The organism is Mycobacterium sp. NGS41 (assembly GCF_059812725.1).
The window spans coordinates 51403-78338 of record NZ_JCALDF010000014.1 but is presented as its reverse complement, the minus strand read 5'-3'; the positions used below and the strand labels follow the sequence as shown (position 1 = coordinate 78338).

Sequence of the window (26936 nt, the reverse complement as noted above, 5' to 3'; positions counted from 1 at the left end):
CGCCACGATGCTCACGTGACAAGTTCTCAGAAGATCACCGGCGATCAGCGCAACTCGTTCATCGCGGCGATGCTCGGTTGGACGATGGACGCCTTCGACTATTTCATCGTGGTGTTCGTCTACGCCGATATCGCAAAGACGTTCCACCACAGCAAGGCCGAAGTCGCTTTCCTGACCACCGCCACGCTGATGATGCGTCCCGTGGGCGCACTGCTGTTCGGACTGTGGGCCGACCGGGTCGGTCGCCGCCTGCCACTGATGGTCGACGTGATCTTCTACTCGCTGGTCGGGTTCCTGTGCGCGTTCGCGCCGAATTTCACGGTGCTGGTAATCCTGCGACTGCTGTACGGCATTGGCATGGGCGGCGAATGGGGGCTGGGCGCCGCCCTCGCCATGGAGAAGGTTCCGGTCGAGCGGCGCGGGTTCTTCTCGGGGCTGCTGCAGGAGGGCTACGCGTTCGGCTATCTGCTGGCAAGCGTGGCAGCGCTGGTGGTGATGGACTGGCTGCATCTGTCGTGGCGCTGGTTGTTCGGTCTGTCCATCGTCCCGGCCCTGATCAGCCTGATCATCCGATACCGGGTGCAGGAGTCCGAGGTGTGGGAGGCCGCGCAGGACCGGATGCGGCTGACCAGCACCAGAATCCGCGACGTGCTGCGCAGCGGCGCCGTCATCCGCCGGTTCTTCTACCTGGTGCTGCTGATGACCGCTTTCAACTGGATGAGCCACGGCACGCAGGACGTCTACCCGACGTTCTTGGGGTCAACGGCCAACCACGGCGCCGGCCTGGCCAGTTCGACCGTCAAGGGGATCGTGGTCGTCTACAACCTCGGAGCCATCATCGGCGGGCTGGTCTTCGGCACCCTCTCACAACGGTTCAGCCGCCGCCACACCGTCGTCTTCTGCGCGCTGCTGGGCCTGCCGATCGTGCCGCTGTTCGCCTATTCGCGGACGGCGGCGATGTTGTGCCTCGGTTCATTCCTGATGCAGCTCTGCGTGCAGGGCGCGTGGGGTGTGATCCCCGCGCATCTGACCGAGATGTCGCCCGACGCAATCCGCGGCCTCTACCCCGGCGTTACCTATCAGCTCGGCAATCTGCTGGCGGCGTTCAGCCTGCCCATCCAGGAACGCCTGGCCGAGTCGCACGGCTATCCCTTCGCCTTGGCGGCGACGATCGTGCCGGTGCTGATCGCGGTCGCGCTTTTGACGCTGATCGGCAAGGACGCCACCGGTGTTCGCTTCGGTACCGCCGAAAGCGCTTTTCTCCCAACGGAAGCGGGCTAGCCCTGGACGCTCAGGGCACGGCGCAGCAGGTGCATCGCCACCGTCGTCGAGCGCTCGCGGATGTCGGACCGGTTGCCGGGCAGTCTCAAGGTCCTCGTGTCCATCCCGCCATCAGCCAGCGCCACCGTGAAACAAACTGTGCCCACCGGCTTCTCGGGTGTTCCCCCGCCCGGCCCGGCGATTCCGGTGATCGCGACGGCCGTGTCGGCGCCGAAGAGCTGCAGTGCACCGGCCGCCATCGCCTCCGCCACCGGCTCGGACACCGCGCCGTGCGTGTCAATCAGGGCCGGGTCCACGCCGAGCAGCTCCGCTTTCGCCTGGTTGGAGTAGGACACCACGCCGCCCATCACATACTCCGACGATCCGGCCCGGTCGGTGAGCCGCGCCGCCAGCAGCCCCGCCGTACAGGATTCCGCGGTCGCGATCCGGCGGCCGGCCAGCAAGTGCGCGACCTGGTCGTCGACGCTGGAACCGTCTTCGGAGTAGAGCTGATGCCCGTGCTTGTCGCGGAGCAGCTGGGTCAGCTGAGCGTACGCATCGGCGGCGCCAGGCTCGTAGCGGGTCACCATCTCGATCTCCCCCCGCCGTAGGCAGGTGGTGATCTCGAGCTCTGCAAAACCGGGGACGCCTTGTTCGGCGTCGCGCAACGTCTCGGCCAGCCCGGACTCGGGCAGCCCGAACATCCGCAGCATCTCTTGCCGATAGATCGTCCGGCCGGCGATCGCGTCCTGCGCCGCGGCAGCCTGGATGGCCTCGTGCCACATCGGCTGTAGCTCGCGCGGCGGTCCCGGCAGCACGATCACGGTGGGCTTTCCGGGCACCACCACGCCCGGCGCGGTGCCCACCGGATCCAGGACTTGCGCGCCGGCGGGGACCATGGCCTGCTTGCGGTTGGCGGCGCGCACCGACTCGAAAGTGCCGGGGTCCAAAGCGGATTGGAAAGCCGGGTTACGCGCCATCAGCTTCTTGAGGATGGCGGCGATCTTGTTCTCGACCACTTCGTCGAGCATCAACTGGCGCCCGCAGAAGCGTGCCACCACCTCCACCGTCATGTCGTCGGCCGTCGGCCCCAGCCCACCGCTGGTGACGATCAGGTCCACGCCCTGGTCGGCCATGAAGCGCAGCTGCGCCTCGATATCGGCCGGGCGATCGCCGCAGATGGTGATGTGCGCCAGTTCGACGCCCAGCTCCAGCAGTCGATCGGCGATCCAGGGGCCGTTTCGGTCTTGGACCCGTCCGGTGAGGACTTCGGTTCCGGTGACCACGATGCCTGCGCGTGCACTCACCGGCATGAGCCTACGCATCGATTAGCCTGGGCCCGTGGCGCAGGTTACGCGGACTCGCTACGCCAAATGCGGTGAGCTGGACATCGCCTACCAGGTGCTCGGCGACGGCCCGACCGACCTGTTGGTGTTGCCCGGGCCGTTCGTGCCGATCGACTCAATCGACGACGAGCCGTCGCTGCACCGCTTCCACCGGCGCCTCGCGGCGTTCAGCCGGGTGATCCGGTTTGACCACCGTGGGATCGGTCTCTCCTCACGGATGGCCTCGATGAAGCTGCTGGGACCGAAGTACTGGGCCGAGGATGCGATCGCGGTGCTCGACGCCGTCGGATCCGATCAGGTGACGATCTTCGCGCCGAATTATCACGCGATGAGCGGGCTGGTGCTCGCCGCCAACTACCCCGAGCGGGTTCGCGGCTTGGTTGTGGTGAACGGCGCCGCACGCGCGTTGTGGGCGCCCGACTATCCGGTCGGAGCCCAAATGCCGAGCACTCAACCGTTCATGACTGTCGCGCTCGAACCGGACGCTGTGGAGCAGGGTTTCGACGTGCTGCGGGTGGTCGCGCCAAGCGTTGCCCGCGACAGTGCGTTTCGGGCGTGGTGGGATCTGGCGGGTAACCGTGCCGGCCCGCCGAGCATGGCCCGCGCGGTGTCGAAGGTGGTGACCCAAAGCGACGTGCGCGAGGTTCTCGGGCGGATTAGTGCGCCCACGCTGATCCTGCATCGGGTGGGTTCCAGGTTCATCCCGGTCGGGCATGGCCGGTATCTCGCCGAGCACATCGCCGGGTCGCGCTTGGTCGAGTTGCCGGATGCCGACATCCTGTACTGGGTCGGCGACACCGGGCCGATGCTCGACGAAATCGAGGAGTTCATCACCGGCGTGCGCGGCGGCGGGGACGCAGAGCGTGTTCTGGCCACGATCGTGTTCACCGACATCGTCGGCTCCACCGAGCGGGCCGCCGTGCTGGGCGACGACCGGTGGCGCGACCTGTTGGACAACCACGACGCCGTCGTGCGTCATGAACTGCAGCGTTTCGGCGGTCGCGAAGTCAACACCGCCGGCGACGGATTCGTCGCGACTTTCGCCAGTCCCAGCGCCGCGATCGCGTGCGCTGACGAAATCGTGGACGCGGTGCGGGTTTTGGGTATCGAGGTGCGAGTGGGCATTCACGCTGGCGAGGTCGAGGTGCGCGGTGGTTTGAAGGATGACGTCGCCGGTGTGGCGGTGCACATCGGCGCCCGGGTGGCGGCGCTGGCGGGCCCAAGCGAAGTGTTGGTGTCCTCGACGGTCCGCGACATCGTCACCGGGTCCCGGCGGACGTTCGCCGACCGGGGTGAGCACCAACTCAAAGGCGTGCCGGGTCACTGGCGGCTGTACGCACTGGCGCGAGATCACGCCGGCGTCGCGCCCTAGCCGAGGCTGCCCCGGCTGGCCGTCCTGCGCGACAATGTGCCGATGACGCAGTTAGAGGTATTGCAGGCGGACGTGACACAACTCGAGGTCGACGCGATCGCCAATGCGGCCAATACCCAATTGCGGCACGGCGGCGGCGTCGCGGCGGCGATCGCCCGTGCCGGCGGTCCTGAGGTGCAGCGCGAATCGACGGCGAAGGCGCCGATCGGGCTCGGCGAGGCGGTCGAGACCACCGCCGGCGATATGCCTGCCCGTTATGTGATCCACGCGGCGACGATGGAGCTGGGCGGCCCGACTTCAGCGGAGATCATTACCCGGGCCACCGCTGCAACCGTACGAAAGGCGGATGATCTCGGTTGCCGGTCGCTGGCGTTGGTCGCATTCGGTACCGGTGTCGGCGGCTTCCCCCTCGTGGACGCCGCGCGGCTGATGGCCGACGCCGTCCGGCAACACCAGGCGACGACGCTGGAGCGGGTCGTGTTCGCCGTGCACGGCGACGAAGCCGAGCAAGCCTTCCGGTCCGCCGTGCAGTAGTTGGTGGCGAGCAGACGCAAAAGCCCCCGACACGCCGAGGATCCAGGAGCTTTTGCGTCTGCTCGCGTTCTAAAGATGGCGCTCGACGGATTGGACCTTATGCGTCATCGCGTCGACGGCGCCGGCCCGCCAGTCCGCTTTGATCACCGTGCTGACCCGGGGTGCACGAGCGGCGACGGCCTCGACCGCGCGCTGCACCACCGCCATTGCTTCTTCCCAGGTATCGCCTTCGATCACGGTGAACATCGAATCCGTCTTGTTGGGCAACCCCGAATCGCGAACCACCCGAACCGCTTCGGCGACGATCTCTCCGACGCCTTCGCCCACACCCATCGGCGTGACGGAGAACGCGACCAGCACAGACATGCACCGAGCGTACCCAGACCGAGGAAGTTCAAAGCCGGCCTGGCAGCATCGAGCCCCATGCGGGTTCTGGTGCAGCGGGTCTCCTCGGCGTCGGTGTCGGTTGACGGCGAGGTGGTCGGCGCCATCCGGCCCGAGCGTCAGGGCCTGCTCGCATTCGTCGGTGTCACCCACAGCGACGACACCGACCAGGTCCGGCGACTCGCCGAAAAGCTGTGGAACCTAAGGATTCTTGCCGACGAGCAGTCTGCGGCCGACGTCAACGCGCCCGTGTTGGTGATCAGCCAATTCACCCTCTACGCCGACACCGCGAAGGGCCGCCGGCCGTCATGGAACGCTGCCGCGTCGGCCGAGGTCGCCGAGCCGCTGGTGACGGCGTTCGCGGAGGCGTTACGCGGGCTGGGCGCGTACGTGGAGACCGGCGTGTTCGGCGCGAACATGCAGGTCGAATTGATCAATGACGGGCCGGTAACCATCCTGCTCGAGCTTTGATGGTGCTGCTGCGGGTAGTTTGGCGGCATGACTTTGCGGGCGGGTGTCGACCGTGACACCTGAATTCGGTTCGCTTCGTACCGACGACGACGACTGGGACATTATCAGTGGCGTGGGCTACACCGCCCTGCTGGTGGCGGGCTGGCGCGCCCTGCACGCGGTGAGCCCGCAACCGCTGGTCCGCGACGAGTACGCGAAGTATTTCATCGAGGCTGCACAGGATCCGTACTTGTCAGGCGTGCTTGCCAATCCCGGATCTTCTGAGGATGAGACCGCTTTCCCCCGCCTCTACGGTGTGCAAACCCGGTTCTTCGACGACTTCTTCGCGAGCGCCGGCGCCGCGGGCATACGACAAGCCGTGATCGTCGCCGCTGGTTTGGACTCTCGGGCTTATCGCCTTGAATGGCCAGAAGCTACAACCGTTTTCGAAGTTGACCTACCGAAAGTTCTGGAATTCAAAGCGCGGGTGCTGGACCAGCGGGGCGCCACACCCAAAGCCCGCAGAACCGAGGTTGCCGCAGATTTGCGCACCGACTGGCCGACGCCGTTGGAGGCGGCAGGATTCGACCCGCGACAACCGAGCGCCTGGTCGGTGGAGGGAGTGTTGCCCTACCTGACCGACGACGCGCAAACCTCGTTGTTCACCCGGTTGGGCGAGCTGTGCGCACCGGGCAGCCGAATCGCCCTGGGGGCGTTGGGGTCACGTTTAGACCGCGATCAGCTCGATGCGCTGGAAACCGACCACCCCGGGGTCAATATGTCAGGCAATGTGGACTTTTCTGCGCTCACCTATGAAACGAAGAGCAACCCCGCGGAATGGCTGGCTGCACACGGATGGGATGTCGAACCTGTCCGCAACACACTGGATTTGCAGACGGGCTATGGCATGACGCCGCCGGAAGTCGACGTGAAGATCGACAGTTCCATGCGCTCGGAATACATCACCGCAACCCGGTGAGGTGTTCTCCGGCGAACGGACCGACCTAGGGTTTGAGCAGCACCTTCACGCTGTCGCCTGAGCGTGACCCCGCGGCCGCGTACCCTTTTGCCACCTCATCCAGCGGCAGTGTGGTGGTGAAGACGCCGTCGACGTCGAGTCGCCCGGACTGCAGCAGCGGGATCAGTTCCGGCCAGGTGTGCGGCACGGGCGCCAGCGTCAGGCGCAGCGTGATGCTGCGCAGCAGGCTTCCCAGTGCGGGAAATGGGAAGGGGTGCAGATCGTGCACGCCGACGACCGAGACGGTGCCACCGGGCCGCACCGCGTTGAGCGCGTCGGTCATGGATGCGTCCGTGGCGACGGCGTCAATCACCGAGTCAGCACCGCGGCCGCCCGTGGCAGCCAGAATGGCTTCGGCGGCAGGCGCTTTGACGGGGATGGCACCCCACTTGGCGGCTCTCTCCAAGCGGCCGGCCACGAGGTCGACAGCGAAAACCTTTGCGGCACCTTGCACAAACGCACTGCGCAGCGCGCACAGGCCCACCGCTCCCAGGCCCATCACCGCGACTGTCCCGCCGAACGGAAGGTCGGCACGCTTGACCGCGCTCCAGCCGGTGGCAAGGTTGTCGGTCAACAGCAGCGCCTGCTCGCTGCTGATCCCCTCCGGGATCTTGAGTACCAGGAAGTCTGCGGCGGGCACTGCGAGCAGATCGGCCTGTGCGCCGCCCAGCACCCCGCCGCCGAAGATCTGCGGGCCTGCGGAACACATGACCGGGTCACGGGTGGCACAGCCCGCACAGTGGCCGCAGCCGGCCACCGCCGACACCATGACGAGATCGCCGACGCGGACGCTGCGCACTTGCGGCCCGGCCTCGACGACCGTGCCGATCGCCTCGTGGCCGAGCGCCACCGGCTCGCCGAACGGATATTCGCCTTCGTAGAAATGCAGATCGGAGCCGCAGATGGCGGTTGCCGTGACCGCGACGATCACTCCGTCGGGACCGGGAAGTTCGGGGTCGGGACGTGTTTCCACCCGAACCTCGCCGGGCCTGTCGATGACTACCGTGCGCATGTCGGTGTGCTCACTTCCTTTGTCGTGCAATGAATTGTGACCAGTCGGGCTCCCGCACGGCGGCCCAGTACTCGTTGAGGCGCCATGGACTGACAGTGTGGATCTCCCCGTCGGCGTTCTTGAAGTACGAGTGTTTGACCGCGGGGTGTGACCACACCATCTTCTTGATTTCGGTCTGCGTCCGCTGATGCCAGGCGGTGGCCGCCTCGGCGGTGGGCTCGAGAGAGTGCAGGTTCGCTTCTGCCAGACGCTTGAGACACTGGTCGATGTAGCGCATCTGGAGTTCGGACTGGAAGATCAGACTGCCGCCGTGCGCGAGATGCGTACCGGGTCCGTAGACGAGGAAGAGGTTGGGAAATCCCGGAACGGTGATGCCCAGGTAGGCGTGCGGACGTGACCCCCACCTGCTGTGCAGGTCGATTCCGTTGCGGCCGAGAATTTTCAGCGGCCACAGCACGTCGGTATGCCGGAAGCCGGTGGCGTAGACGATGATGTCGACGTCGTGTGTCATACCGTCGTCGGTGACGATCCCGCGGGGCGTTATCTGCCGGATCGGTGTGCGCACCAGGTCGACGTTGTCCCGTTGCAGTGTTCGCAGCCAGCTGCCGTTGTCCTGCAATGTGCGTTTGCCGGTGGCGGGATAGTCGGGCATGACCTTGGCGAGCAGGTTTCCGGAGTCGGGATCGTCGCTTACCTGGCTGCTTATCCACTGGGTGAACATCATTCGCGCCGCGGCGTTGATGTCGCTGACGGCGTAGTCCTGGTCGGCGTAGTCCGGATCGCCTCGCGCCGCGTCGAGGCCTTTGTCGGCGCCGGGCCAGAGCAGGAGGAATCGGTACCACCTGCCGTAGAACGGAAGGTGGCGCATTGCCCAGCGCACGCCGTCGCCCACTTCGTCGTGATACATCGGGTTCGGGAACATCCACTGGGCGGTGCGTTGGAACACCGTCAGGTGTTCAACGTCCTGAGCGATCGCGGGCGCGATCTGAAAACCGCTGGCCCCGGCCCCCACCAGGGCGACCCGCTTGCCGGTCAGGTCCACGGAATGATCCCACGCGGCGGAGTGAAACGATGGCCCGTCGAAGCTGTCAGCACCCTCGAACTCGGGCAGATACGGCCGGTTCAGCTGACCGACCGCGGTGATGAGCGCCCGCGCGAGCAGGGTGCTCGTCTGGCCGTCGGCGGAGCGCACCGAGACACTCCAGATGCCGTCGCGGTCACTCCACTCGGCCGTGAGCACCTCGGTGTTCCACAGCACTTGCTTGGACAAGTCGTGCTTGTTCATCACCGCGGTGAAATAGTCCTGCAGCTCGTGCTGCTCGGCGAAGAAGTGAGTCCAGTCGTTGTTGGGTTCGAAGCTGTAGCAATAGAAATGGTTTGCCACGTCGACGCGAGCGCCGGGATAGCTGTTCTCCCACCATGTTCCGCCGGGGCCAGCGTTCTTCTCCACGATGGTGAAGGGGATGTTGGCTTGTTTGAGGCGGATTCCGGCCAGAATGCCGGATTCGCCGCAACCGATGACCAGGACCGGAAGCTCGGCCGCAGCATCGACCGGCAGGGCGGAGGGACGGCGCGGGTCCACGCCTTCGAGGTCCATCTCCTCCAGGACCATCGGTAGGTAGTCGTCCGTGACGTGCTCGCAGGCCGCCCAGTCCATCATTTCCCTGATGAGCTCACCACTCAGCGGCGCTGGTTCGGGGCAGCCGCGGTCGCGGTAATCGGCGAGCACGGTAAGGGCTTCGGCGCGCGCTCGGGCCTTGTCCTCCTCGGACATGAACCCCTGGACTTCGTTGAGGAAGAGGCCCATCTGCTTGAAGTCGCGGATGAAACGGGGGTCACCGGTGATGTGCACGAGTGACAGCAACAGCGTCGGGATGCTGACGTCCTCCAGCGCGGCTGCGATGTCCGGTGTCGACGTGGTGAAGGGCAGGCCGGCGTACAGGCTGCGCATCGAGCCGATCCTTTCGCTGGACTGCAATTACGCTACTTATAGTTTCGTAATTGCGGAAAGGCTACCTCCGGCGTCGGACCGGATCAAGGGCTATCGCCTAGCGTTACTCGCTCTTGTGCGAAACGTCTTCCACCAGGCCGCCGTCGACGACGAATTCGGCCGCGGTTGCATACGACGACTCGTCGCTGGCCAGAAAGACGACGAACGCCGACACGTCCTGCGGTTCGCCCGGCCGTCCCAACGGGATGTTGAGCATGTCCTGCGGAAGTTTGGCGGTCATCGACGTGCGGATAAATCCAGGATGAATCGAGTTGACTCGAATGTTGTTGGGCGCCAACTCAAGTGCCGCCGATTTGGTCAAACCGCGGACCGCCCACTTCGAGGTCACATACCCGTGCACCCAGGCGGCACCCCGCAGGCCCTCGATGGACGAGATGTTGATGATCGAGCCACCCCCAGCGGCAATCATCGGATCGACGACGGCCTGAATGCCCAGCAACGTCCCGGTGACGTTGACGTCGAGCACCCGTTGCCACTTGGTCAAGTCGAAGCTTTTGAGCGGGCCGTAGTTGATGATGCCGGCGTTGTTCACCAGCACGTCCAGCTTGCCGAACTCCCCCACCGCCGTCGCGGCCGCGGCCGCCCAGTCCGACGGCTGGGTCACGTCGAGATGCACGTAGCGGACCGCGCTGCCCAATTCGGACGCCAGCGCCTCGCCCTCGTCATCGAGGATGTCCCCGATCACCACCTTGGCGCCCTCGGACACCAGCAGCCGGGCGTGCGATGCTCCCATGCCGCGGGCTGCGCCGCTGATCAGTGCGACTTTGTCGGCCACGCGTCCCATGACGGGTCACGCTACCTGACGGCCGCGCCTGGCTAGAACCTGTTCTAACCTGCCAGCACGGAGGGATGCGCCCGGACCCGGATCGGAGGTGAGGGTAGTGGCCCCGTTGCTCACGGCCTGCAGCGGCTTCCTGCTCGCGGTTCTATGGATGGACCTCATCTTCGATGTCCAGGTCCTCGCGCACCGAAGCGCCGGTCAAGAACTGCCCGAGCAAGTACTGGCGTCCATCGCAAACTACTACCACCGTGCGACCACCACGTCGCGTCCGATGGGTCGCCTCATTGCTGTGGTGATGCTTGTCCTATTGGGCGCCTTGATATTTCAGGCTATCAGCGACCACGCCCCCGGCTGGCTGTTGATCACGTCGGCCGCGCTGGCGGGCCTCCCGGTGCTGTTGGCCCTGACGCACACCGTGCCCTATGCGGTTCGGCTGGGAAAGCGCGCCGACCCCACGGCCGAACAGACCCGCCTGGCTCGGTCTGTCTGCCGGGACCACCTGGTCTGCGCGGTCTGCGTGCTCGCGTTCCTAATACTGTGGCTGACGCGAACCGTGGTGATCTGACATACCCCCGTGACGGATCGTAGTTGCGACCCGCGATACCTGGCTGGCCACAGCCACGACGCTCGTACTAAACTAGAACACGTTTCAATTCGGCGAATGGTCCCAGGAGTAGGCATGCACACCGCGCTATGCGATGAACTCGGCATCGAGTTTCCCATTTTCGCCTTTACCCACTGCCGCGATGTAGTGGTCGCAGTCAGCAAGGCCGGCGGCTTCGGCGTGCTGGGTGCCGTCGGCTTCACGCCCGAGCAGCTGGAGATCGAGCTCAACTGGATCGACGAGAACATCGGCGATCACCCCTACGGCGTCGACATCGTCATCCCGAACAAGTACGAGGGCATGGACTCGCACCAGTCGGCTGAGGAGCTCGCCGAGACGCTGCGCAAGATGGTGCCCCAGGAGCACTTGGACTTCGCCAAGAAGATCCTGGCCGACCACGGGGTCCCGGTCGAGAACGCCGACGAGGATACGCTGCAGCTGCTCGGGTGGACCGAGGCGACCGCAACCCCGCAAGTCGAAGTGTCGCTGCAGCACCCGAAGGTGACGATGATCGCCAACGCGCTCGGCACCCCGCCGGCCGACATGATCAAGCACATTCACGACGCCGGACGCAAGGTCGCCGCGTTGTGCGGTTCGCCCTCGCAGGCCCGCAAGCACGCCGACGCGGGCGTCGACATCATCATCGCCCAGGGCGGTGAGGCCGGCGGGCACTGCGGGGAGGTGGGCTCAATCGTGTTGTGGCCCCAGGTCGTCAAGGAAGTGGCGCCCGTCCCGGTCCTTGCCGCCGGCGGTATCGGCAGCGGCCAGCAGATCGCGGCGGCCTTGGCGTTGGGGGCCCAGGGGGCCTGGACCGGCTCGCAGTGGCTGATGGTCGAGGAAGCGTCGAATACGCCTGTTCAGCAAGCCGCATACGCCAAGGCGAGCAGCCGCGACACGGTCCGCAGCCGCTCGTTCACCGGCAAGCCTGCCCGGATGCTGCGCAACGACTGGACCGAGGCCTGGGAGCAGGCGGACAACCCGAAGCCGCTCGGAATGCCGCTGCAGTACATGGTCTCCGGCATGGCGGTACGCGCCACCAACAAGTACCCGAACGAGACTGTCGACGTCGCGTTCAACCCGGTCGGACAGGTCGTCGGCCAATTCAACAAAGTGGAGAAGACGTCTGCGGTCATCGAGCGCTGGGTGCAGGAGTACCTGGAGGCGACAACGAGGTTGGACGAGCTCAACGCCGCCGCCAGCGTCTGACGGTGACGTCGCTGACGCCTTTGAATTAGTCGAGGTCTAGGTCGTCTTCGTCCTTGCGGCCTTTGATGACGTCCATCGCCGTTTCCGCCGCATAAGTGGCGATATCGATCGAGTCGCGGACGATACCGCTGACGCCGCCGGCAACGTCACCGCGGATCACGTGGCTGGCGTTATCGACTATGTCCGAAGCCTTTTCGACGGCATGGGTAGCGACGTCCCGGACCGCGTCGACTGCATCTCTGGGATTGATGGCCATCGGAGACTCCTATGGTTGCCCGAATTCAGTACACGTGGATATGACTCTAGACCTGTCAGTAGTCGACCAGCGTGCGCCAGTAATCCTCGGGTATCTCGGCGCCGGATCGCAAAACCCGGGCCAGCCCGGCGGCCATCGCGATCCCCAGCAGGCCGAGCCACAAGCCGGCGAGCGCAATGACCCACCAGAGCACCGTGGTGACCGACGGCCACGGCGACAGGAGGGCGAGCACCGGCGCGAAGAAGAAGCCCGCGCCGACGTAGCACGCCGATCCGGCACGATCCGATGCCATCACGAACCGCAACCACCGCGGGACCGGTGAGGTGGCCGGCTGGCCGGTCATGGCTCCGGCGGGAAGAACCCTGCGCCGGTGAACCATCCTTCTTGCCAGCCTTGAGCTCCGAGGCAGAGCATCGGAAGCCCGGCCTGCGACTGCGCCGCAGCTTGCGGGCCCGGGCACTTCGCACCGGCCTGCTGGACCCCGTACAGCGGGTAGGAAATCACCCAATACCCCGTGGTGGGCGCCGGGAACTGATTCTGCGGCGGGAAATGGCAGGCCTCGGCCTGGCCGCTGGGCCCGCGGCCGAAGATGAAGCGTTCGTAGTTGTCACACGGCGCGCCCAGCGAAGCGTCGTAGTTCATTCCCGGCACGTCGCCTTCGTACCGCCCGTTGTCGGCGACCGCGCATGGCGCCACTCCGATCGTGGCACCCGTGATCGCCGCGGCGGCAAATAGTTCGCGAATCATGTCCCACCTTTGGTGTTCGTCTTCCGGGCCCCCAAAGTACCGCCGGTGACCTGCACCAAAGCATAACGATTGTGTCGGGCGCCACAAGATCGTTTTGCGGAGTCCGCCAGGTTTGGCGGCTCAGCGACCCGCGGGCCGGTGGTGCAGATGAGGACGCCGGTCCCGGTCGTCGTCGTGGAAACCAGCTCGAGCGGGCGGGCCTGACCGTCGCCGGGGAACACTCGCTTCCGCTGAATCATGGTTCCTTAAGCGGTTGCCTGGGCGGTGAACACGTTGCAGTGGGCGCCGGACATCCTGCGTTAGTCTTCCCAACCTGGTGTGGCAGTGGTTTATTTGGCTCTAGAACACGACTAGAAGACATCGTATCGATACGTATCAGAGGAAGTGCTCCCCTATGTCATCCCAGCCAGCACCCAATCTGCCTCCCGGCTTCGATTTCACCGACCCGGACATCCACAAGGAGCGGCTGCCGGTTGAGGAATTGGCGGAGCTGCGCCGGTCCGCGCCGATCTGGTGGAACGAGCAGCCAATCGGTGTCGGCGGGTTCCACGACGGCGGATTCTGGGTGGTGTCCAAGCACAAGGACGTCAAGGAGATTTCGCGCCGCAGCGACATCTTCTCCAGCCTGGAGAAGACCGCCCTGCCCCGCTACAAAGAGGGCACCGTCCGCGAGCAACTCGAGTCGAGCAAGTTCGTCCTGCTGAACCAGGATGCGCCACTGCACACCCACCTGCGCAAGATCATCTCCCGCGGCTTCACCCCGCGAGCCGTAGAGCGGCTGCGCGACGACCTCAACGAACGCGCTCGACAGATCGTCGCGGCCGCGGCCGCCGAAGGTTCCGGTGACTTCGTCGAACAGGTTTCCTGCGAGCTGCCGCTGCAAGCCATCGCCGGGCTGCTGGGGGTGCCGCAGGAGGACCGGATGAAGCTGTTTCACTGGTCCAACCAGATGGTCGGCGACCAGGATCCCGAGTTCGAGAGAAACGACGCGATGGGCGCCTCGGTCGAACTGATCACCTATGCCATGCAGCTCGCCGCCGACCGGGCCGTCAACCCCGGCGAGGACATCGTCACCAAGCTGATCGAGGCGGACGTCGACGGCCACAAGCTCTCCGATGACGAGTTCGGATTCTTCGTCATTCTGCTCGCGGTGGCCGGCAACGAGACCACCCGAAACTCGATCACCCAAGGGATGATGGCGTTCACCGACTTCCCCGACCAATGGGAGCTGTACAAGCGGGAGCGCCCGGTCACCACCGCCGACGAGATCGTCCGCTGGGCCACGCCGGTCACGTCGTTCCAGCGCACCGCGCTGCAGGACTACGAGTTGTCCGGCGTGCAGATCAAGAAGGGCCAGCGGGTGGTAATGGTCTACCGCTCAGCCAATTTCGACGAGGACGTGTTCGACGACCCGTTCACCTTCAACATTCTTCGCGACCCCAACCCGCACGTAGGATTCGGCGGTACCGGAGCGCACTACTGCATCGGTGCCAACCTGGCGCGGATGACGATCGATCTGATGTTCAACGCGATCGCCGACGCCATGCCCGATCTGGAACCGATCAGCAAGCCCGAGCGGCTACGATCGGGATGGCTCAACGGCATCAAGCACTGGCAGGTCGACTACCACGCCATGGGGCTGCGCCAAAAGCGCAATGCCCTGTCGCGCATTAACTGACACGGGGGGAAGCGCATGTCCATGCATAAGGCTGTCCACGTACAGTCCGCTGGCGCATCCCTGGAACTCGTCGATGTCGAGACGACACCACCGGGCCGGGACGAGGTACGTCTCACCGTCGCAGCCTGCGGCGTATGCGGCACCGATCGCCACTTCGTCAACGGCGGCTTCCCCGGTATGTCGTGGCCACTGACCCCCGGCCATGAAATCGCCGGCACGATAGCCGAACTCGGCGCGGGCGTCGATGAATTCGCGGTCGGCGATCGCGTCGCTGTCGGTTGGTTCGGCGGCTGCTGCTACCATTGCGACCCTTGCCGCAAAGGCATTTTCATCCACTGCGCGAACGGGAAGATCCCGAGCTGGCACTATCCGGGCGGGTACGCGGAATCGGTCACGGTGCCGGTCAGTGCGCTGGCCCGCATACCTTCCGGGCTCTCCGATGTCGAAGCCGCACCGATGGGCTGCGCCGGTGTCACGACCTACAACGCGCTGCGCCACACCAAGGCATTGCCCGGTGACCGGGTCGCGGTTCTCGGTGTCGGCGGGCTCGGCCACCTCGGGGTCCAGTTCGCCCGCGCCATGGGATTCGAGACCATTGCGATCGCCCGCGGCACCGCCAAAGCCGAGGATGCCCGGAAGCTGGGCGCCCATCACTACATCGACTCCACCAGCGGTGATGTTGCCGAAGCGCTGCGGGTGCTGGGCGGCGCCGCAGTTGTCTTGGCCACTGCCGGCAACTCCGCGGCCATGGCTGACACGGTCGGTGGGTTACTCCCACGAGGCGAACTGATCACCATCGGTGTGACGCCTGACCCGCTACCGATCAGTCCCGTGCAGTTGATAAATCCCGGGCTCAGCATTGTCGGCCATCCGTCCGGCACGGCCAAAGACGTCGAAGAGACAATGCATTTCGCCGTCCTGTCCGGCGTACGGGCATGGGTCGAAGAGCTGCCGTTGTCGCAGGCCGCCGACGGCTACGCGGCGATGGAGCAGGGACGGTCGCACTACCGCACCATCCTGACCATGTGACCGACACGGTGTGGACCCTCGACGCAGCCGGGGGTGAATTATCAATACGCACAGGCGTTTCCGGCCGAGCCGCGCGAATGGGTCATCGCCTCGTCATCGCGATGAAACGGTGGCAGGCCACCGTGCACTGGAACGACGCCGAACCCGTCGCGGTCGAGCTGAGTGTCGAGGTCGATTCGTTGGCCGTACTCCGCGGCGAAGGCGGGATAAAAGGACTGTCCGGTCCGGAGCAGGCCGTGGTGAAGACGAACGCGTTGAAGTCGTTGGGCGCCAAGCGCTATCCGCAAATCCGCTTCCAAGCGGACAGGATCGACAAGACATCCGACGGATACCGGCTTACCGGGATTCTGCAGATCCGGGCGAAGTCGCGAGAGCAGACAATCGAGCTGCGCACAGAGGATCTCGGTGATTCGTGGCGGATGTCCACCGAATCCACGGTTCGGCAGTCCGATTTCGGCGTCAAGCCGTATTCGATGCTGCTGGGTTCGATGCAGGTCGCCGACGAGGTGACGGTGGCCTTCAGCGCGGTGCACCCAAAAGGGAACTAGAGCTGATGGTGGCGACCCGCTTCGCCCGGCGCCGCCGCGCTCGCGATCGCCACGAACTGCTATGGCTTATGGCCGCGGTGGGTGCTCCGTCGACTCGTCGTACGCGCCGGGTATGTGCTCGAGCACCCTCCTCGAGGAAGGTGGCAGACCGTTCGGAGCACCGGCGCCCGGTTCCATAGCCGGTTGGTCGGAGGCAAGGCGCAGCGGCGGCGTGGGCCGAGAGGCCTGGGGTTCGGCCGCTGGTGGCGGTGGCACCGCCGGTGTGACGGCTTCCGCTACTTGTGGGGGCGACGTGCGTCTTGACGGTTCGGGTTGCTGGTTGGGAGCCAGCTGCAGACCCACGGCGAGCGAAAGCGACGCGACGAAGGTAACCGCTCCGGCGGCCAGCGCGGTCGCCGCTCCGGTGTAGGAGAGCTTCCGCGACCGAATTGAGGCGGTGACGGGTTCACTGACGTCGCCCACCAGCTGCTCGTCGGTGAACTCGGTGCTTTGTGCCGCCGCCAGCGCCGCGCCTCGCGCGATGGTCACCTGCGCCATGGTTTGCCCGAAAACGGGTACCGGCAAAGCCTTTTCGAGTTGCCGGGAAAACGCGTCGATATCGCCGTCGGAGCCGACCACCACCACTCCGGCGGGGCGCCAGGCGCTGCGATCGAACATGCCGGACAACCAGGACGTCAGCCCGTCCAAGCCGCCGCGCACATGCTTCACGGCCGTTTGGGTCTGGCCGTCGTGGGTGTCGACCATGACGACGGTTGCCCAGTCATGTTCGAGAATGCACACCGCGGTCTGCTCATAGCCGACGACCGGGGCAATCGCCTGCGCCAGCGTCTCGACGGCCTCGAGCATCCGGATCGGCACGACGTTGTCGAAACCGGCGTCCGTCAAGGATTCCAGCAGCAGCGCGGCCTGGGCGGAAGCATCGTCGTTCCAGGTCACGCCAATGACGCGAAGGCGGTGATCGCTGGAGGCCGCGGCCGCATTGACGCGCAGAACTTCCTTTGTCACCTGCTCTGCGGTACCGACGGCGCGCACGCCCGCGCCCCGCAGTTTCAACTCTCGATGGTCCAGGATGGTGCCGTCGGCGCCGTGTCCCTCAGCGAGGACCCACCCAACGGTTGTCGGCGTCACTGACAGCCCTAGTACCGCGTCCAAAATCTGCATCCTCAATCATCCGCGGGCCTTCGATGCCCCCAGCGGCCCTACCGCCGCGCACCATCGATCTCGCCGTGCGGTGGGTCCTGAGAGCCGGAATGGGCCGGGACAGCGTGGTCTCCATCGGCTTGCTCGGTCAGAGCCTACGCGGTCGACGCAAGCTCGGCCGCCCGGGTGGCGGACCCTTGCGGCGGCTGCGCTCCCCCATGCGCTTGCCGACGCCCGGCGCGCCAATTTTGACGGGACTGTCGCACTGTCTCCCGCAAAGTAGAAGGCGTCCGCACCGCGGGCCGCGGACCGACGCATTGCGCCCCACAGGGTGACTTGTCGAAAAACGGGCGCAGCATTTGATTAGCTTGGCTTTGCACAGTGCGCCGGACGCGCTCAGCGTCTCCGGTTACCGGCGTGTGTTACCGCTGTTTTAGCTGGTGGTGTGGTTACATAACTGCCATGGATGCGCAGCGGTGGGCTTTGCCGCACGTATATCACAGTTGCTGTATTCGAGGCAGTATTCGATACAAAACTGAGATCGCTTCGCATCCAGATCGACATTCGGGCGATTCGCACGGTAAATTTTGCCGGGAAAGCGCGACGACAGAAGGATAAGGGGCGCAGGTATGACAGATGTGAGCGAGAAGATCCGGGCCTGGGGGCGCCGGCTTTTGGTCGGCGCGGCGGCAGCTGTGACGCTGCCGGGCCTGATCAGTCTTGCCGGCGGAGCACCGACCGCGGGCGCGTTCTCACGGCCAGGTCTGCCCGTCGAGTACCTGCAGGTGCCGTCGGCGGCCATGGGCCGCAACATCAAGGTCCAGTTCCAGAGCGGTGGTAACGGTTCCCCCGCCGTGTACCTGCTCGACGGTCTGCGCGCACAGGACGACTACAACGGCTGGGACATCAACACTCCGGCATTTGAGTGGTACTACCAGTCGGGCCTGTCGATCGTCATGCCGGTCGGCGGACAGTCCAGCTTCTACAGCGACTGGTACAACCAGGCCTGCGGCAAGGCCGGCTGCCAGACCTACAAGTGGGAAACGTTCCTGACCAGCGAGCTGCCGCAGTACCTGTCGGCCAACAAGAGCGTCAAGTCAACCGGCAGCGCCGCGGTCGGCCTCTCCATGGCCGGCTCGTCGGCCCTGATCCTGGCCGCCTACCACCCGGACCAGTTCATCTACGCCGGTTCGCTGTCGGCGCTGATGGACCCGTCGCAGGGCATGGGTCCGACACTGATCGGCCTGGCGATGGGTGACGCCGGCGGCTACAAGGCCTCGGACATGTGGGGACCCTCAAGCGACCCGGCTTGGCAGCGCAACGACCCGACCATTCAGATCCCGAAGCTGGTCGGTAACAACACCCGCCTGTGGATCTACTGCGGTAACGGCAAGCCGTCGGAGCTGGGTGGCGCCAACATGCCGGCTGAGTTCCTGGAGAACTTCGTGCGCAGCAGCAACCTGAAGTTCCAGGACGCTTACAACGCGGCCGGCGGCCACAACGCCGTGTTCAACTTCCAGGCCGACGGCACGCACAGCTGGGAGTACTGGGGAGCACAGCTCAACGCGATGAAGCCCGACCTGCAGGGCGCGCTGGGCGCTCACGGATAAGTAGCACCGGAACAACGCCCTACTGCGCCTGACGGCAATCCGTCAGGCGCAGTAGGCGTCTCGGGGGTCTGATGCGCTGCGGTGAGTCGCGGCAGGCGCTCACCACGGCCGTGGGTCAGCGGGCTGGTGGCGATTACAGACTCGCCAACCTGAGCCATTGTCAACAAATTCTCTTAACGGATTCTCATCCATTCTTAGACACGATTTGCGCGGGTATACCTGCATTACTTTGACCCCTGACCTGCCAATCTCTGTGCGATAGATGTGCTATCTCGCGGGCTATTCGGATCGGTAACGCTTTAGACACATCCGCCGAAATGCTTGACATGACAAAGATCTGCACGTCTCTCATGAGGTCTGCCGTATTCGGCGGGTTAGTTGCAGTGTCGATGACTCTGTCCACCGGTGTCGCCAACGCCGCCCCGACCCCTAACTGGGACGCGGTCGCGCAGTGCGAGTCGGGCGGCAACTGGCACGCCAACACCGGAAACGGCATGTACGGCGGCCTCCAGTTCAAGCCGGCGACCTGGGCCGAATACGGCGGCGTCGGCAACCCGGCGGCCGCGTCCAGGGAACAGCAAATCGCGGTGGCCAACCGGGTGGTGGCTGACCAGGGACTGGACGCATGGCCGAAGTGCGGCACTGCATCTGGCCTTCCGACAGCGGTGTGGTCGAAACCCGGGCGTGGTGTGACGTCGATCATCAACCAGATCATTCAGGCGGCGGTGCCCCACTAGCGCGTAGCGGCGCCAGGCTCTTCCAAGGTCTATGACCACGCGCGAAGCTGTGTTTGGATCAGGCCATGGAAGGTTCGGCGACAGTTCACATGGCGGCGCCCGCAGACAAGGTCTGGGATCTGATCGCCGATGTCCGTAACACTGGACGGTTCTCCCCCGAAGTAATAGAGGCCGAGTGGTTGGGCGACGCGACCAGCCCGGCACTCGGCGCCCGCTTCCGCGGGCATGTTCGGCGAAACGAGATAGGACCCGTCTATTGGACGACGTGCGAGGTGACCGCCTGCGAACCCGGTCGTGAATTCGGCTTTGCGGTATTGCTGGGCGACAGAGCGGTGAATAATTGGCATTACCGATTAGCGCCGTCCGGTGACGGTACCGATGTGACCGAGTCATTCCGGTTGAGTCCGTCGCCGCTTAATGGCGTGTATTGGGTATTCGGCGGGTTTTTGCGGAAGCGGCGCAATGTCCGCGATATGACGAAGACACTGCAGCGGATCAAAGACGTAGTCGAGGCGGGCTGAAAGCTATGCCGGACGCCGTCAAATCGGTCTTCATCACTGGTGCGGGCAGCGGCATGGGCCGCGAGGGAGCCAAGCTCTTCCATGCCAAGGGCTGGCGAGTCGGCGCGGTGGACCGCAACGAGGCCGGACTTGAGGCGCTGAGCTCGGAACTGGGCTCGGGGGATGGCGGACTGTGGACCCGTGTCGTCGACGTGACCGATAAGGCCGCATTCGACTCCGCGCTGGCCGACTTCTGTGCCGGCAATGACGACGGCGGGCTCGACATGATGTGGAACAACGCCGGCATCGGCGCAAGCGGCTGGTTCGAGGACGTGCCGTACGACGAGGCCATGCGCGTGGTCGAGGTCAACTTCAAGGCCGTGCTGACCGGCGCCTACGGTGCACTGCCCTACCTCAAGAAGTCACCCGGCAGCCTGATGTTCTCAACGTCGTCGTCCTCAGGTACCTACGGAATACCGCGCCTGGCGGTCTACGCGGCGACCAAGCATGCCGTCAAAGGCCTGACCGAGGCGCTGAGTCTGGAATGGCGGCGACACAATGTTCGCGTTGCCGACGTGCTGCCCGGTCTGATCGACACCGCCATCCTCACCTCGACGCCCAACCACTCCGACCACGGCACCACCATGTCCGCCGGGGACATCCGCGCCAGCGCGCCGAAGAAGGGCATGTTCCGGCTGATCCCCGCGAGCAGCGTGGCCGAGGCCGCGTGGCAGGCCTACCACCACCCGACTCGGCTGCATTGGTACGTGCCCAACAGCATTCGCTGGATTGACCGGATCAAGGGCCTCAGCCCGGAACTGGTGAGAAACCGAATCGGCAAAGAACTACCCAGACAGATGCCGAAACGGCAGTAGAGTTTCGTGCACACTTCGCAGACGAGCTGGCGGACCGCCACGACGGAATGGAGGTGACTGGTGCTGAACCGGTTGGTCAAGGTGGGCGGCGTTGCTTTGGTCATCGCCGCTGGCGTCGCGGGGTGCGCGGACGCCCAGGACGGTCCCCCGCAAAGCCGCACGTCTGACCATCGACGGCAGCACGCACGCCACGCGCCCTCCCGCGTGCAGTCAGACCCAGCAGTACCGGACCATCGACATCCGCGACCGCGACGGCAAAGTCGAAGCGGTGGTGCTGATCAGCGGTGACAGGGCTATCCCGCAGTGGGTCAAGATTCAGAACATCGACGGCTTCAGCGGCAGCGCCTGGGAAGGCGGGGTGGGCCAGACCCACGTCGACCTCGCCAAGAGCACGTACACCATCACCGGCAGCGCCTATGGCATCAACAGCAACAATCCCAACAAGGTCGTGACGACAGACTTCAAGATCGTCGCCGATTGCTGAGGACCCCCGTCCTCGGGTGCGGTGCGTCCTAGGCTGTTTGAAAGAACCTGCGACCGGCCGATTGATGGAGGATCCGTGAAGCAGAGACTGCACTGGCTTGCGCTGCACGGGTTCTTCCGGGGCGTTTCGAAAATCGGCGCCCGTCGCGGTGACTTGCCGGCCAGGCTGATCTCCGATCCGAAAGTCGCCGCCGACCCGGTGTCGTTCTACAACGAACTGCAGCCGCAGGGCCCGCTGCTGAAGGGCCGCGTCACGTACCTGGCTATAGGCCATACGCTCGCTCATGACCTGCTGCGATCCGACGACCTCCAGGTGATGCCGGTCGGATCGAATCTGCCGGCGCCGATGCGCTGGCTGGAGGTGCGCACACGCGACGACCTGCTCCATCCGCTGCGGAGACCGTCGTTGCTGTCCGTCGAGCCCCCCGATCACACGCGCTACCGCAAGACGGTGTCGGCAGTGTTCACCACCAGGGCGGTCGCGGCCCTGCGCGACCTAGTCGAGCAGACGGCGGCCAAGCTCTTGGATCAGCTGGCCGATGAGTCCGGCGGCTCCGGTGTCGTCGACATCGTCGGCCGGTATTGCTCGCAACTTCCGGTCGCCATCATCAGCGACATCCTCGGCGTGCCCGAGTCGGACCGGCCTCGCGTCCTGGCGTTCGGCGAGCTGGCCGCGCCGAGTCTGGACATCGGCCTGCCGTGGCAGCAATACCAGCGCGTCCAGGAGGGTATCGCCGGATTCGACAGCTGGCTCGCCGAGCACCTGCAGCAACTGCGGCGCAACCCCGGTGACGACTTGATGAGCCAGTTGATCCAACAATCCGACAACGGCCCCGCCGATGCGCATCTCACCGAGACCGAACTTCGGGCACTCGCCGGGCTGGTGCTGGCCGCCGGGTTCGAAACGACGGTGAACCTGTTGGGCAACGGGATCCGCATGCTGCTGGACATGCCGGAGCACCTGGACACGCTGCGCCACCGTCCGGAGCTGTGGCCGAACGCGGTTGAAGAGATCCTGCGGCTGGATTCGCCGGTTCAGCTCACCGCCCGTCTGGCCGTCAACGACGTCGAGATGGGCGGCACGAGCATCGAACGCGGCGCGTTGGTGGTGATCTACCTGGGCGCCACCAACCGGGATCCCGAGGTATTCCCCGACCCGCACCGCTTCGACATCGAACGCGCCAACGCCGGGCGGCATCTCGCGTTCTCCGGCGGGCGACACTTCTGCCTGGGAGCCGCCTTGGCGCGGGCCGAGGGCGAAGTCGGGCTGCGGGCCTTGTTCGACCGCTTTCCCGAGGTGCGGTCCGCGGGCGCGGGAAGCCGGCGGGATACCCGGGTGCTGCGCGGCTGGTCGTCGCTGCCGGTGACGCTGGGCACCCCTGCGCGAGCAGACACAAAGTCGCCCATTTCGGCCCGAAATTAGGCGATTCTGCATCTGCTCGCAGCGGCCCGTAGAACGGGACCGCGGCCGACACTCCTAGCGCACCGTCGGCCAGCAACTGCCACACCAGCCCGCCGCCGAAACAGAAGCCGACCACGCTGACCTTCTCCCCCGCGCGCGCAGCTTCAGTTGCGCGACAGCAGAGTTCAGGTCGTGGGTGAACTGTTCCGGCGCGATCGTACCAAGGCCGCGGTGGCCTGAGCCGGGTCGGAGAAGGCGCCTGTCCCGCCTTTCTCGGACAGCAGGTCGATGGCCAGAGAAGAGAATCCGGCTCCGGCCAGCCGGCCGGCCACCGACCGTACCCAGTCGTTGAGCCCTTGTTCTCGTGGATGACCAGCACTGCGCCCTTGGAACCGGGCGCCTGGGACCACGCCGCATGCAGCCGTTGCGATGCGGTCGAGGTTGGGACGTGGGCACCGAACTGTCTGGCGGCCCGGCCTGCCGCGTGGCGCACGCCGCGATCAATCCTGCCGCGCCCGTTGTCGTGAACCCCAGCAGGCCAAGCATTCTCAGCGCTTCACGCCGGGTAAGTAGACCATCGGCGTGATCAGCAGCAACCTCTTCGGCGAGGTAGCGCTGCAATTGGGTCACTGCGGCGGGTATGCGACCGAGCCGTTGACACCTGTGCTGCAGCCGGGTGTTATTGGCGACTATGACAGAGGTTTCTACGAATACGGCCGAGACCGCGGCGGTGCTTGGGATGTGGCAGGCGTTGTCGCGACGGGATTGGGACGCGGTCAAGACGTTCTTGTCGCCGGACTGTCTCTACGTCGACATGCCGATCCCTGCCGCGGCGGCACGCGGTCCCGAAGACATCGTGAAGCGGCTCCAGCTAGGCCTCGCGCCGCTGGCCGGCTACGAGAACCACGACGGGGTGCTGTTGTCCAACGGCAGCGACGTGATGTACGAGCACTCCGAGACTTGGACGTTCGAGACGGGCGAGCAGGGTGTGCTCAGATTCGCCACCGTGCATAAGGTCGTGGATGGCAAAATCACGGTCTGGAAAGACTATTGGGACATGAATACGCTCGTTGGCTTCGCTCCCCCGAGCCACTTCGAAAACCTGGCAACTGGGGACACCAGCTGGGTTTTCGACGCGACAGGGTTGGTCTGACCAGCCAGGTGTGCCTGCGCGACCTCCCGGCGACATGCCAAACTCGCAGCCATGGAGGAAGCCAGGGCGGCTTACGAGCGAATGCGTGCCGCGCACCTCAGCGCGGTGCAGGCCGGTCTGGAGGACCACGTCACGCGGCTGGATTGGTCACGCCGACAAATCGAGGACTACCAGCAGCATCGGCTGCGCGCGCTGCTTGCTTACGCGCGGGAGCGGTCGCCATTTCACGCCCGCCGTCTGAAGGACTTCGACCCGTCCGGCGCCATGGTCGCCGACCTGGCGGCGCTTCCGATGATGACGAAGCAGGACGCCCAGCAGCAGTGGGATGACATCGTCACGGCGCCGGACCTGGACCGCGCCGGTGCGGAACGAATTCTTGTTGAGCAGCAATGGTTCTCGTACACCGCCGCCGACCAGCAGATCTTCAGCTCGGGCGGCTCCAGCGGGGTCCGCGGTGTGTACGTGTGGGATTGGCAGTCCTTTGTCTCGGCGGCCTGCCTGGCCTGGCGGACGCAGGCGCGCGAAGAACGCCGTAGCCCTGCGCTTTCCGGCCCCGCCCGGCTTGCCGTGCTGGAGGCCGGCACCCCGCCGCATGCCAGCACACCGCTGTTCGACCTGCCAACCATCGAAGGCATGCAGACGGTGGTGATCACCGCGGGGGCACCATTCGGCGAAGTGCTGGCCGCAGTCGCCGCCGCACAACCGACCCATATGGTGGGCTATCCGTCGGTGATCGGGCGTCTTGCCCGCGCCGCACTGGCCGGTGATCTGCGCATCAGGCCGGGGCGGGTGAGCACCAACTCCGAACCGCTGCTCGACGAGGACCGCGACCCCATCGTCGAGGCCTGGGACCCTGTGATCCACAACGTGTGGGGTTCGACCGAAATCGGGGTGCAGGCGGTGGGCTGCGGCCATGGCGAGGGCCTGCACGTATGCGAGGACGAGGTCATCCTCGAACGCGTCGACGACGGAGGAATGCCGGTCGGTCCCGACCAACCGGCGGCACGCACCCTTGCCACCGGATTGGCCAACCAGACTTTCCCGTTCATCCGCTACGACCTCGGCGATCAGGTGCTCTCGTTGGGAGGCGCCTGTGCATGCGGCAGTTCCTTCGCGCGCATCGCCGCCGTCGGCGGTCGCCGCGACGACGACTTCCGTTACGGGTCAATCCTGGTACCGCCGATTGCGTTTCGCCACGTGCTGGGCACCGACCCCCGGGTGACCGAATACCAGGTCACCCAAACCGCCACGGGCGCCGACATTTTGGTCGTGGGTGGGTCGGCTCTCCCGGATCTCGAAGCTTTGACCACCGCTCTGCTCGCCGCCCTGCGCAGGTATGGGCTGCTCGAGCCGGCGGTCAAGATCCAGGTGGTCGACGGTCTGCGGCGTCACCAGTCCAGCGGCAAGCTGCGGCGGTTCATCCCGCTATAGGACGAGCAGACGCAAAATCACCCGACACGCCGTGGTTTCGGGTGCTCTTGCGTCTGCTCGCCCGCTAAGCCCGCTAGGCCTCGACCAGCCCCTTGAGGCATTTCAGCGTCTCGGCCACGTTGCGCCCCACCTGGCGCACGGCGATCCGATCGGCGATGTAGCCGAGTATGCCGCCGGGGGCCTGATACGACAGCCGGAAGGTCGCTTTCGTCTGGCCCTCGGCGGCGTCACGCAACCGGATCCGACCACGCAAACTGATACCGGTGATGCCCACCCAAGCGATGTCGCGGTTCTCGTCGAACTCGACCAACTCGATCAGGCCGCCAACCGGCACCGACCCGATCTTCCAGTGCACGGTGTAACGCGCACCGACACCGGCAGCCTGGTCGTTGGCGCTCTCCCATCGCTCCAGGCTGGTCATGAACGACGGGTAGCGGTCGGGGTCGCTGACTATCTTCCAGACCGCGTCGCGGTCGGCGTTGATCACGCAGTGGCGTTCGACGCGCATCAGCCGAGCACCGGGAATCGGCGTCGGGCGGCCAAGCGGTCGACCCCGCTCTGCAGGCTGCCCATCACCTTGTCGTGCACCGCCTGGTCATCACCGTCGACTTCGATCGGTTCCTGCACTTCGATCACGATCTTGGTGGGCAGCGGAATGTGGCCCGCCAGGTCGCTGATGTTCAGTCCCCACGGCAGCGCCAGCGAGATCGGAATGCTCTTGAGCCGCAGCAACTTATCGGCCATCAGCAACTTGGCCAGCCATTGACCGCGGTTGAGGAACAACGCGCTCTCCTGACCGCCGACGCTGGCAACCGGGACGATCGGCACCCCGGCCTCACGTGCCAGCCGCACGTACCCCATGCGTCCGCCGAAGTCGACCGTATGTCGCTCCCACGACGGCCGGAAGACCTCGTAGTCGCCGCCGGGATACACCAGTAGCGCCGCGCCGCACTCGAGTGCCAATCGGGCGTTTTCGTGATTGGCGGCCACGGTGCCGAACTTGCGCAGCCAGCCTAGCGGCGGCGCGGAGACCACGAGGTTATGCGCCAACTGGTAGAAGGGCCGCTCCACGCCGAAGTAGGAGCAGAACGCGAGGGTGAATACGAACGTGTCCGGCGGCACGTTGCCGCCGCTGTGGTTGCCGATCAACAACACCGGCCCCTCGGCGGGGATCCGGTCCAAGCCCGTCACGTCTGCCCTGAAGTACAGGGACGCCAGCAACCAGGTGCCCGGCAGCTGGTCGCGGATGTAGTCGGGGTCACGCTGGTCGAGGTCGGCTTTGGGAACCCGCGAGACGACTTGCTTGCGCGTCCACTCCAAGACATCCCCCACGGTGCCCATAACCGCCTTCATACCCCGAGTAGGCCAG

Annotated in this window: 27 protein-coding genes and 2 pseudogenes; 18 read left to right on the top strand and 11 right to left on the bottom strand. The window is 65.5% G+C overall.

Going from position 1 to position 26936, the window contains the following annotated elements; all coding sequences use genetic code 11:
- Positions 1-69 precede the first annotated feature (69 nt).
- The gene (locus tag AC5Y21_RS14885; protein WP_499913264.1) at positions 70-1281 is read left to right on the top strand and encodes an MFS transporter; all 1212 of its coding nucleotides are present in this window, start codon (positions 70-72) and stop codon (positions 1279-1281) included.
- Here the strand turns inward: AC5Y21_RS14885 and AC5Y21_RS14880 are convergent.
- Complete coding sequence (locus AC5Y21_RS14880) at positions 1278-2567, bottom strand: competence/damage-inducible protein A (protein ID WP_499913220.1); 1290 nt, start codon at positions 2565-2567, stop codon at positions 1278-1280. The genes AC5Y21_RS14885 and AC5Y21_RS14880 overlap by 4 nt on opposite strands.
- A 34-nt stretch (positions 2568-2601) precedes the next feature.
- Between AC5Y21_RS14880 and lipJ the strand changes: the two genes are divergently transcribed.
- Positions 2602-3978, top strand: coding sequence for a bifunctional lipase/adenylate cyclase LipJ (gene lipJ / locus AC5Y21_RS14875; RefSeq protein ID WP_499913219.1), 1377 nt, complete (start codon positions 2602-2604; stop codon positions 3976-3978).
- A gap of 42 nt (positions 3979-4020) precedes the next feature.
- Positions 4021-4512 carry a macro domain-containing protein gene (locus AC5Y21_RS14870; RefSeq protein WP_499913218.1) on the top strand — a complete coding sequence of 164 codons (492 nt, stop codon included), beginning with the start codon at positions 4021-4023 and terminating at the stop codon, positions 4510-4512.
- Between the two features lie 69 nt (positions 4513-4581).
- Here AC5Y21_RS14870 and AC5Y21_RS14865 read toward each other — a convergent pair whose 3' ends face one another.
- Entirely contained in the window at positions 4582-4878 is a 297-nt protein-coding gene (locus AC5Y21_RS14865) for an MTH1187 family thiamine-binding protein (RefSeq protein ID WP_499913217.1), read from the bottom strand.
- Between the two features lie 57 nt (positions 4879-4935).
- On the opposite strand from AC5Y21_RS14865, the gene dtd reads away from it, so the two are divergent.
- Both dtd and AC5Y21_RS14855 read left to right on the top strand, forming a co-directional pair.
- Positions 4936-5367, top strand: a complete 432-nt coding sequence (dtd, locus tag AC5Y21_RS14860; protein ID WP_499913216.1) for a D-aminoacyl-tRNA deacylase — start codon at positions 4936-4938, stop codon at positions 5365-5367.
- A gap of 52 nt (positions 5368-5419) precedes the next feature.
- Positions 5420-6325, top strand: coding sequence for a class I SAM-dependent methyltransferase (locus AC5Y21_RS14855; RefSeq protein WP_499913215.1), 906 nt, complete (start codon positions 5420-5422; stop codon positions 6323-6325).
- A gap of 25 nt (positions 6326-6350) precedes the next feature.
- Here AC5Y21_RS14855 and AC5Y21_RS14850 read toward each other — a convergent pair whose 3' ends face one another.
- The 3 genes from AC5Y21_RS14850 to AC5Y21_RS14840 all read right to left on the bottom strand — a co-directional run bounded on the left by AC5Y21_RS14850 (position 6351) and on the right by AC5Y21_RS14840 (position 10171).
- Positions 6351-7376, bottom strand: coding sequence for an alcohol dehydrogenase catalytic domain-containing protein (locus AC5Y21_RS14850; protein WP_499913214.1), 1026 nt, complete (start codon positions 7374-7376; stop codon positions 6351-6353).
- A gap of 10 nt (positions 7377-7386) precedes the next feature.
- A complete protein-coding gene (locus tag AC5Y21_RS14845; protein WP_499913213.1) occupies positions 7387-9327 on the bottom strand; it encodes a flavin-containing monooxygenase in 1941 nt (646 codons plus the stop codon).
- Positions 9328-9430: 103 nt separating this feature from the next.
- The gene (locus AC5Y21_RS14840; RefSeq protein ID WP_499913212.1) at positions 9431-10171 is read right to left on the bottom strand and encodes a glucose 1-dehydrogenase; all 741 of its coding nucleotides are present in this window, start codon (positions 10169-10171) and stop codon (positions 9431-9433) included.
- A 97-nt stretch (positions 10172-10268) separates the two neighbouring features.
- Here AC5Y21_RS14840 and AC5Y21_RS14835 point away from each other — a divergent pair, with 97 nt between their 5' ends.
- Both AC5Y21_RS14835 and AC5Y21_RS14830 read left to right on the top strand, forming a co-directional pair.
- A complete protein-coding gene (locus AC5Y21_RS14835; RefSeq protein WP_499913211.1) occupies positions 10269-10733 on the top strand; it encodes a hypothetical protein in 465 nt (154 codons plus the stop codon).
- Positions 10734-10847: 114 nt separating this feature from the next.
- On the top strand, positions 10848-11978 hold the full coding sequence (locus tag AC5Y21_RS14830; protein WP_499913263.1) for a nitronate monooxygenase: 1131 nt from the start codon (positions 10848-10850) through the stop codon (positions 11976-11978).
- Between the two features lie 25 nt (positions 11979-12003).
- Here AC5Y21_RS14830 and AC5Y21_RS14825 read toward each other — a convergent pair whose 3' ends face one another.
- Genes AC5Y21_RS14825 through AC5Y21_RS14815 form a run of 3 tightly spaced genes read right to left on the bottom strand, consistent with a single transcriptional unit; the run spans position 12004 to position 12981 of the window.
- A complete protein-coding gene (locus AC5Y21_RS14825) occupies positions 12004-12234 on the bottom strand; it encodes an Rv1893 family protein (protein ID WP_499913210.1) in 231 nt (76 codons plus the stop codon).
- A 55-nt stretch (positions 12235-12289) separates the two neighbouring features.
- Positions 12290-12577 (bottom strand): hypothetical protein, encoded by a 288-nt coding sequence (locus AC5Y21_RS14820; RefSeq protein ID WP_499913209.1) that lies wholly within the window; start codon positions 12575-12577, stop codon positions 12290-12292.
- Entirely contained in the window at positions 12574-12981 is a 408-nt protein-coding gene (locus AC5Y21_RS14815) for a hypothetical protein (protein ID WP_499913208.1), read from the bottom strand. The genes AC5Y21_RS14820 and AC5Y21_RS14815 overlap by 4 nt, the downstream gene beginning before the upstream one ends.
- 394 nt (positions 12982-13375) lie before the next feature.
- On the opposite strand from AC5Y21_RS14815, the pseudogene AC5Y21_RS14810 reads away from it, so the two are divergent.
- The 3 genes and pseudogenes from AC5Y21_RS14810 to AC5Y21_RS14800 all read left to right on the top strand — a co-directional run bounded on the left by AC5Y21_RS14810 (position 13376) and on the right by AC5Y21_RS14800 (position 16236).
- Positions 13376-14655 (top strand): annotated as a pseudogene (locus AC5Y21_RS14810) (cytochrome P450).
- 19 nt (positions 14656-14674) lie between these two features.
- The gene (locus AC5Y21_RS14805; RefSeq protein WP_499913207.1) at positions 14675-15688 is read left to right on the top strand and encodes an alcohol dehydrogenase catalytic domain-containing protein; all 1014 of its coding nucleotides are present in this window, start codon (positions 14675-14677) and stop codon (positions 15686-15688) included.
- A complete protein-coding gene (locus AC5Y21_RS14800) occupies positions 15685-16236 on the top strand; it encodes a YceI family protein (RefSeq protein WP_499913206.1) in 552 nt (183 codons plus the stop codon). The genes AC5Y21_RS14805 and AC5Y21_RS14800 overlap by 4 nt, the downstream gene beginning before the upstream one ends.
- A gap of 66 nt (positions 16237-16302) precedes the next feature.
- Here the strand turns inward: AC5Y21_RS14800 and AC5Y21_RS14795 are convergent, their stop codons facing one another.
- Positions 16303-17388, bottom strand: a complete 1086-nt coding sequence (locus AC5Y21_RS14795) for a DUF7159 family protein (protein WP_499913262.1) — start codon at positions 17386-17388, stop codon at positions 16303-16305.
- A gap of 617 nt (positions 17389-18005) precedes the next feature.
- Here AC5Y21_RS14795 and ag85B point away from each other — a divergent pair.
- The 8 genes and pseudogenes from ag85B to AC5Y21_RS14755 all read left to right on the top strand — a co-directional run bounded on the left by ag85B (position 18006) and on the right by AC5Y21_RS14755 (position 25567).
- Complete coding sequence (ag85B, locus tag AC5Y21_RS14790) at positions 18006-18986, top strand: diacylglycerol acyltransferase/mycolyltransferase Ag85B (RefSeq protein ID WP_499913205.1); 981 nt, start codon at positions 18006-18008, stop codon at positions 18984-18986.
- Positions 18987-19303: 317 nt separating this feature from the next.
- Complete coding sequence (gene rpfC, locus AC5Y21_RS14785) at positions 19304-19723, top strand: resuscitation-promoting factor RpfC (protein ID WP_499913204.1); 420 nt, start codon at positions 19304-19306, stop codon at positions 19721-19723.
- Positions 19724-19770: 47 nt separating this feature from the next.
- A complete protein-coding gene (locus AC5Y21_RS14780) occupies positions 19771-20244 on the top strand; it encodes an SRPBCC family protein (RefSeq protein ID WP_499913261.1) in 474 nt (157 codons plus the stop codon).
- Positions 20245-20249: 5 nt separating this feature from the next.
- The gene (locus AC5Y21_RS14775; protein WP_499913203.1) at positions 20250-21098 is read left to right on the top strand and encodes an SDR family oxidoreductase; all 849 of its coding nucleotides are present in this window, start codon (positions 20250-20252) and stop codon (positions 21096-21098) included.
- 60 nt (positions 21099-21158) lie between these two features.
- Positions 21159-21582, top strand: a pseudogene (locus tag AC5Y21_RS14770) (lipoprotein LpqH).
- Positions 21583-21657: 75 nt separating this feature from the next.
- Positions 21658-23004, top strand: coding sequence for a cytochrome P450 (locus tag AC5Y21_RS14765; protein ID WP_499913202.1), 1347 nt, complete (start codon positions 21658-21660; stop codon positions 23002-23004).
- A gap of 670 nt (positions 23005-23674) precedes the next feature.
- Complete coding sequence (locus AC5Y21_RS14760; protein WP_499913201.1) at positions 23675-24136, top strand: nuclear transport factor 2 family protein; 462 nt, start codon at positions 23675-23677, stop codon at positions 24134-24136.
- Between the two features lie 51 nt (positions 24137-24187).
- Complete coding sequence (locus AC5Y21_RS14755) at positions 24188-25567, top strand: phenylacetate--CoA ligase family protein (RefSeq protein ID WP_499913200.1); 1380 nt, start codon at positions 24188-24190, stop codon at positions 25565-25567.
- Between the two features lie 73 nt (positions 25568-25640).
- On the opposite strand, the gene AC5Y21_RS14750 is transcribed toward AC5Y21_RS14755, so the two are convergent.
- Together AC5Y21_RS14750 and AC5Y21_RS14745 are read right to left on the bottom strand one after the other, a co-directional pair.
- Positions 25641-26075 (bottom strand): SRPBCC family protein, encoded by a 435-nt coding sequence (locus AC5Y21_RS14750; protein WP_499913199.1) that lies wholly within the window; start codon positions 26073-26075, stop codon positions 25641-25643.
- Positions 26075-26908 (bottom strand): lysophospholipid acyltransferase family protein, encoded by an 834-nt coding sequence (locus AC5Y21_RS14745; RefSeq protein WP_499913198.1) that lies wholly within the window; start codon positions 26906-26908, stop codon positions 26075-26077. The genes AC5Y21_RS14750 and AC5Y21_RS14745 overlap by 1 nt, the downstream gene beginning before the upstream one ends.
- Positions 26909-26936: the final 28 nt, after the last annotated feature.

What these genes read in the sequence shown, in the direction of transcription:
- AC5Y21_RS14850 (WP_499913214.1), bottom strand. Translation starts at nt 7,376, where the DNA reads ATGCGCACGGTAGTCATCGACAGGCCCGGCGAGGTTCGGGTGGAAACA.
- AC5Y21_RS14815 (WP_499913208.1), bottom strand. Translation starts at nt 12,981, where the DNA reads ATGATTCGCGAACTATTTGCCGCCGCGGCGATCACGGGTGCCACGATC.
- AC5Y21_RS14745 (WP_499913198.1), bottom strand. Translation starts at nt 26,908, where the DNA reads ATGGGCACCGTGGGGGATGTCTTGGAGTGGACGCGCAAGCAAGTCGTC.
- AC5Y21_RS14825 (WP_499913210.1), bottom strand. Translation starts at nt 12,234, where the DNA reads ATGGCCATCAATCCCAGAGATGCAGTCGACGCGGTCCGGGACGTCGCT.
- AC5Y21_RS14840 (WP_499913212.1), bottom strand. Translation starts at nt 10,171, where the DNA reads ATGGGACGCGTGGCCGACAAAGTCGCACTGATCAGCGGCGCAGCCCGC.
- AC5Y21_RS14805 (WP_499913207.1), top strand. Translation starts at nt 14,675, where the DNA reads ATGTCCATGCATAAGGCTGTCCACGTACAGTCCGCTGGCGCATCCCTG.
- AC5Y21_RS14775 (WP_499913203.1), top strand. Translation starts at nt 20,250, where the DNA reads ATGCCGGACGCCGTCAAATCGGTCTTCATCACTGGTGCGGGCAGCGGC.
- AC5Y21_RS14865 (WP_499913217.1), bottom strand. Translation starts at nt 4,878, where the DNA reads ATGTCTGTGCTGGTCGCGTTCTCCGTCACGCCGATGGGTGTGGGCGAA.
- AC5Y21_RS14885 (WP_499913264.1), top strand. Translation starts at nt 70, where the DNA reads ATGCTCGGTTGGACGATGGACGCCTTCGACTATTTCATCGTGGTGTTC.
- AC5Y21_RS14845 (WP_499913213.1), bottom strand. Translation starts at nt 9,327, where the DNA reads ATGCGCAGCCTGTACGCCGGCCTGCCCTTCACCACGTCGACACCGGAC.
- AC5Y21_RS14760 (WP_499913201.1), top strand. Translation starts at nt 23,675, where the DNA reads ATGACAGAGGTTTCTACGAATACGGCCGAGACCGCGGCGGTGCTTGGG.
- AC5Y21_RS14750 (WP_499913199.1), bottom strand. Translation starts at nt 26,075, where the DNA reads ATGCGCGTCGAACGCCACTGCGTGATCAACGCCGACCGCGACGCGGTC.
- AC5Y21_RS14830 (WP_499913263.1), top strand. Translation starts at nt 10,848, where the DNA reads ATGCACACCGCGCTATGCGATGAACTCGGCATCGAGTTTCCCATTTTC.
- dtd (WP_499913216.1), top strand. Translation starts at nt 4,936, where the DNA reads ATGCGGGTTCTGGTGCAGCGGGTCTCCTCGGCGTCGGTGTCGGTTGAC.
- ag85B (WP_499913205.1), top strand. Translation starts at nt 18,006, where the DNA reads ATGACAGATGTGAGCGAGAAGATCCGGGCCTGGGGGCGCCGGCTTTTG.
- rpfC (WP_499913204.1), top strand. Translation starts at nt 19,304, where the DNA reads ATGCTTGACATGACAAAGATCTGCACGTCTCTCATGAGGTCTGCCGTA.
- AC5Y21_RS14755 (WP_499913200.1), top strand. Translation starts at nt 24,188, where the DNA reads ATGGAGGAAGCCAGGGCGGCTTACGAGCGAATGCGTGCCGCGCACCTC.
- AC5Y21_RS14820 (WP_499913209.1), bottom strand. Translation starts at nt 12,577, where the DNA reads ATGACCGGCCAGCCGGCCACCTCACCGGTCCCGCGGTGGTTGCGGTTC.
- AC5Y21_RS14870 (WP_499913218.1), top strand. Translation starts at nt 4,021, where the DNA reads ATGACGCAGTTAGAGGTATTGCAGGCGGACGTGACACAACTCGAGGTC.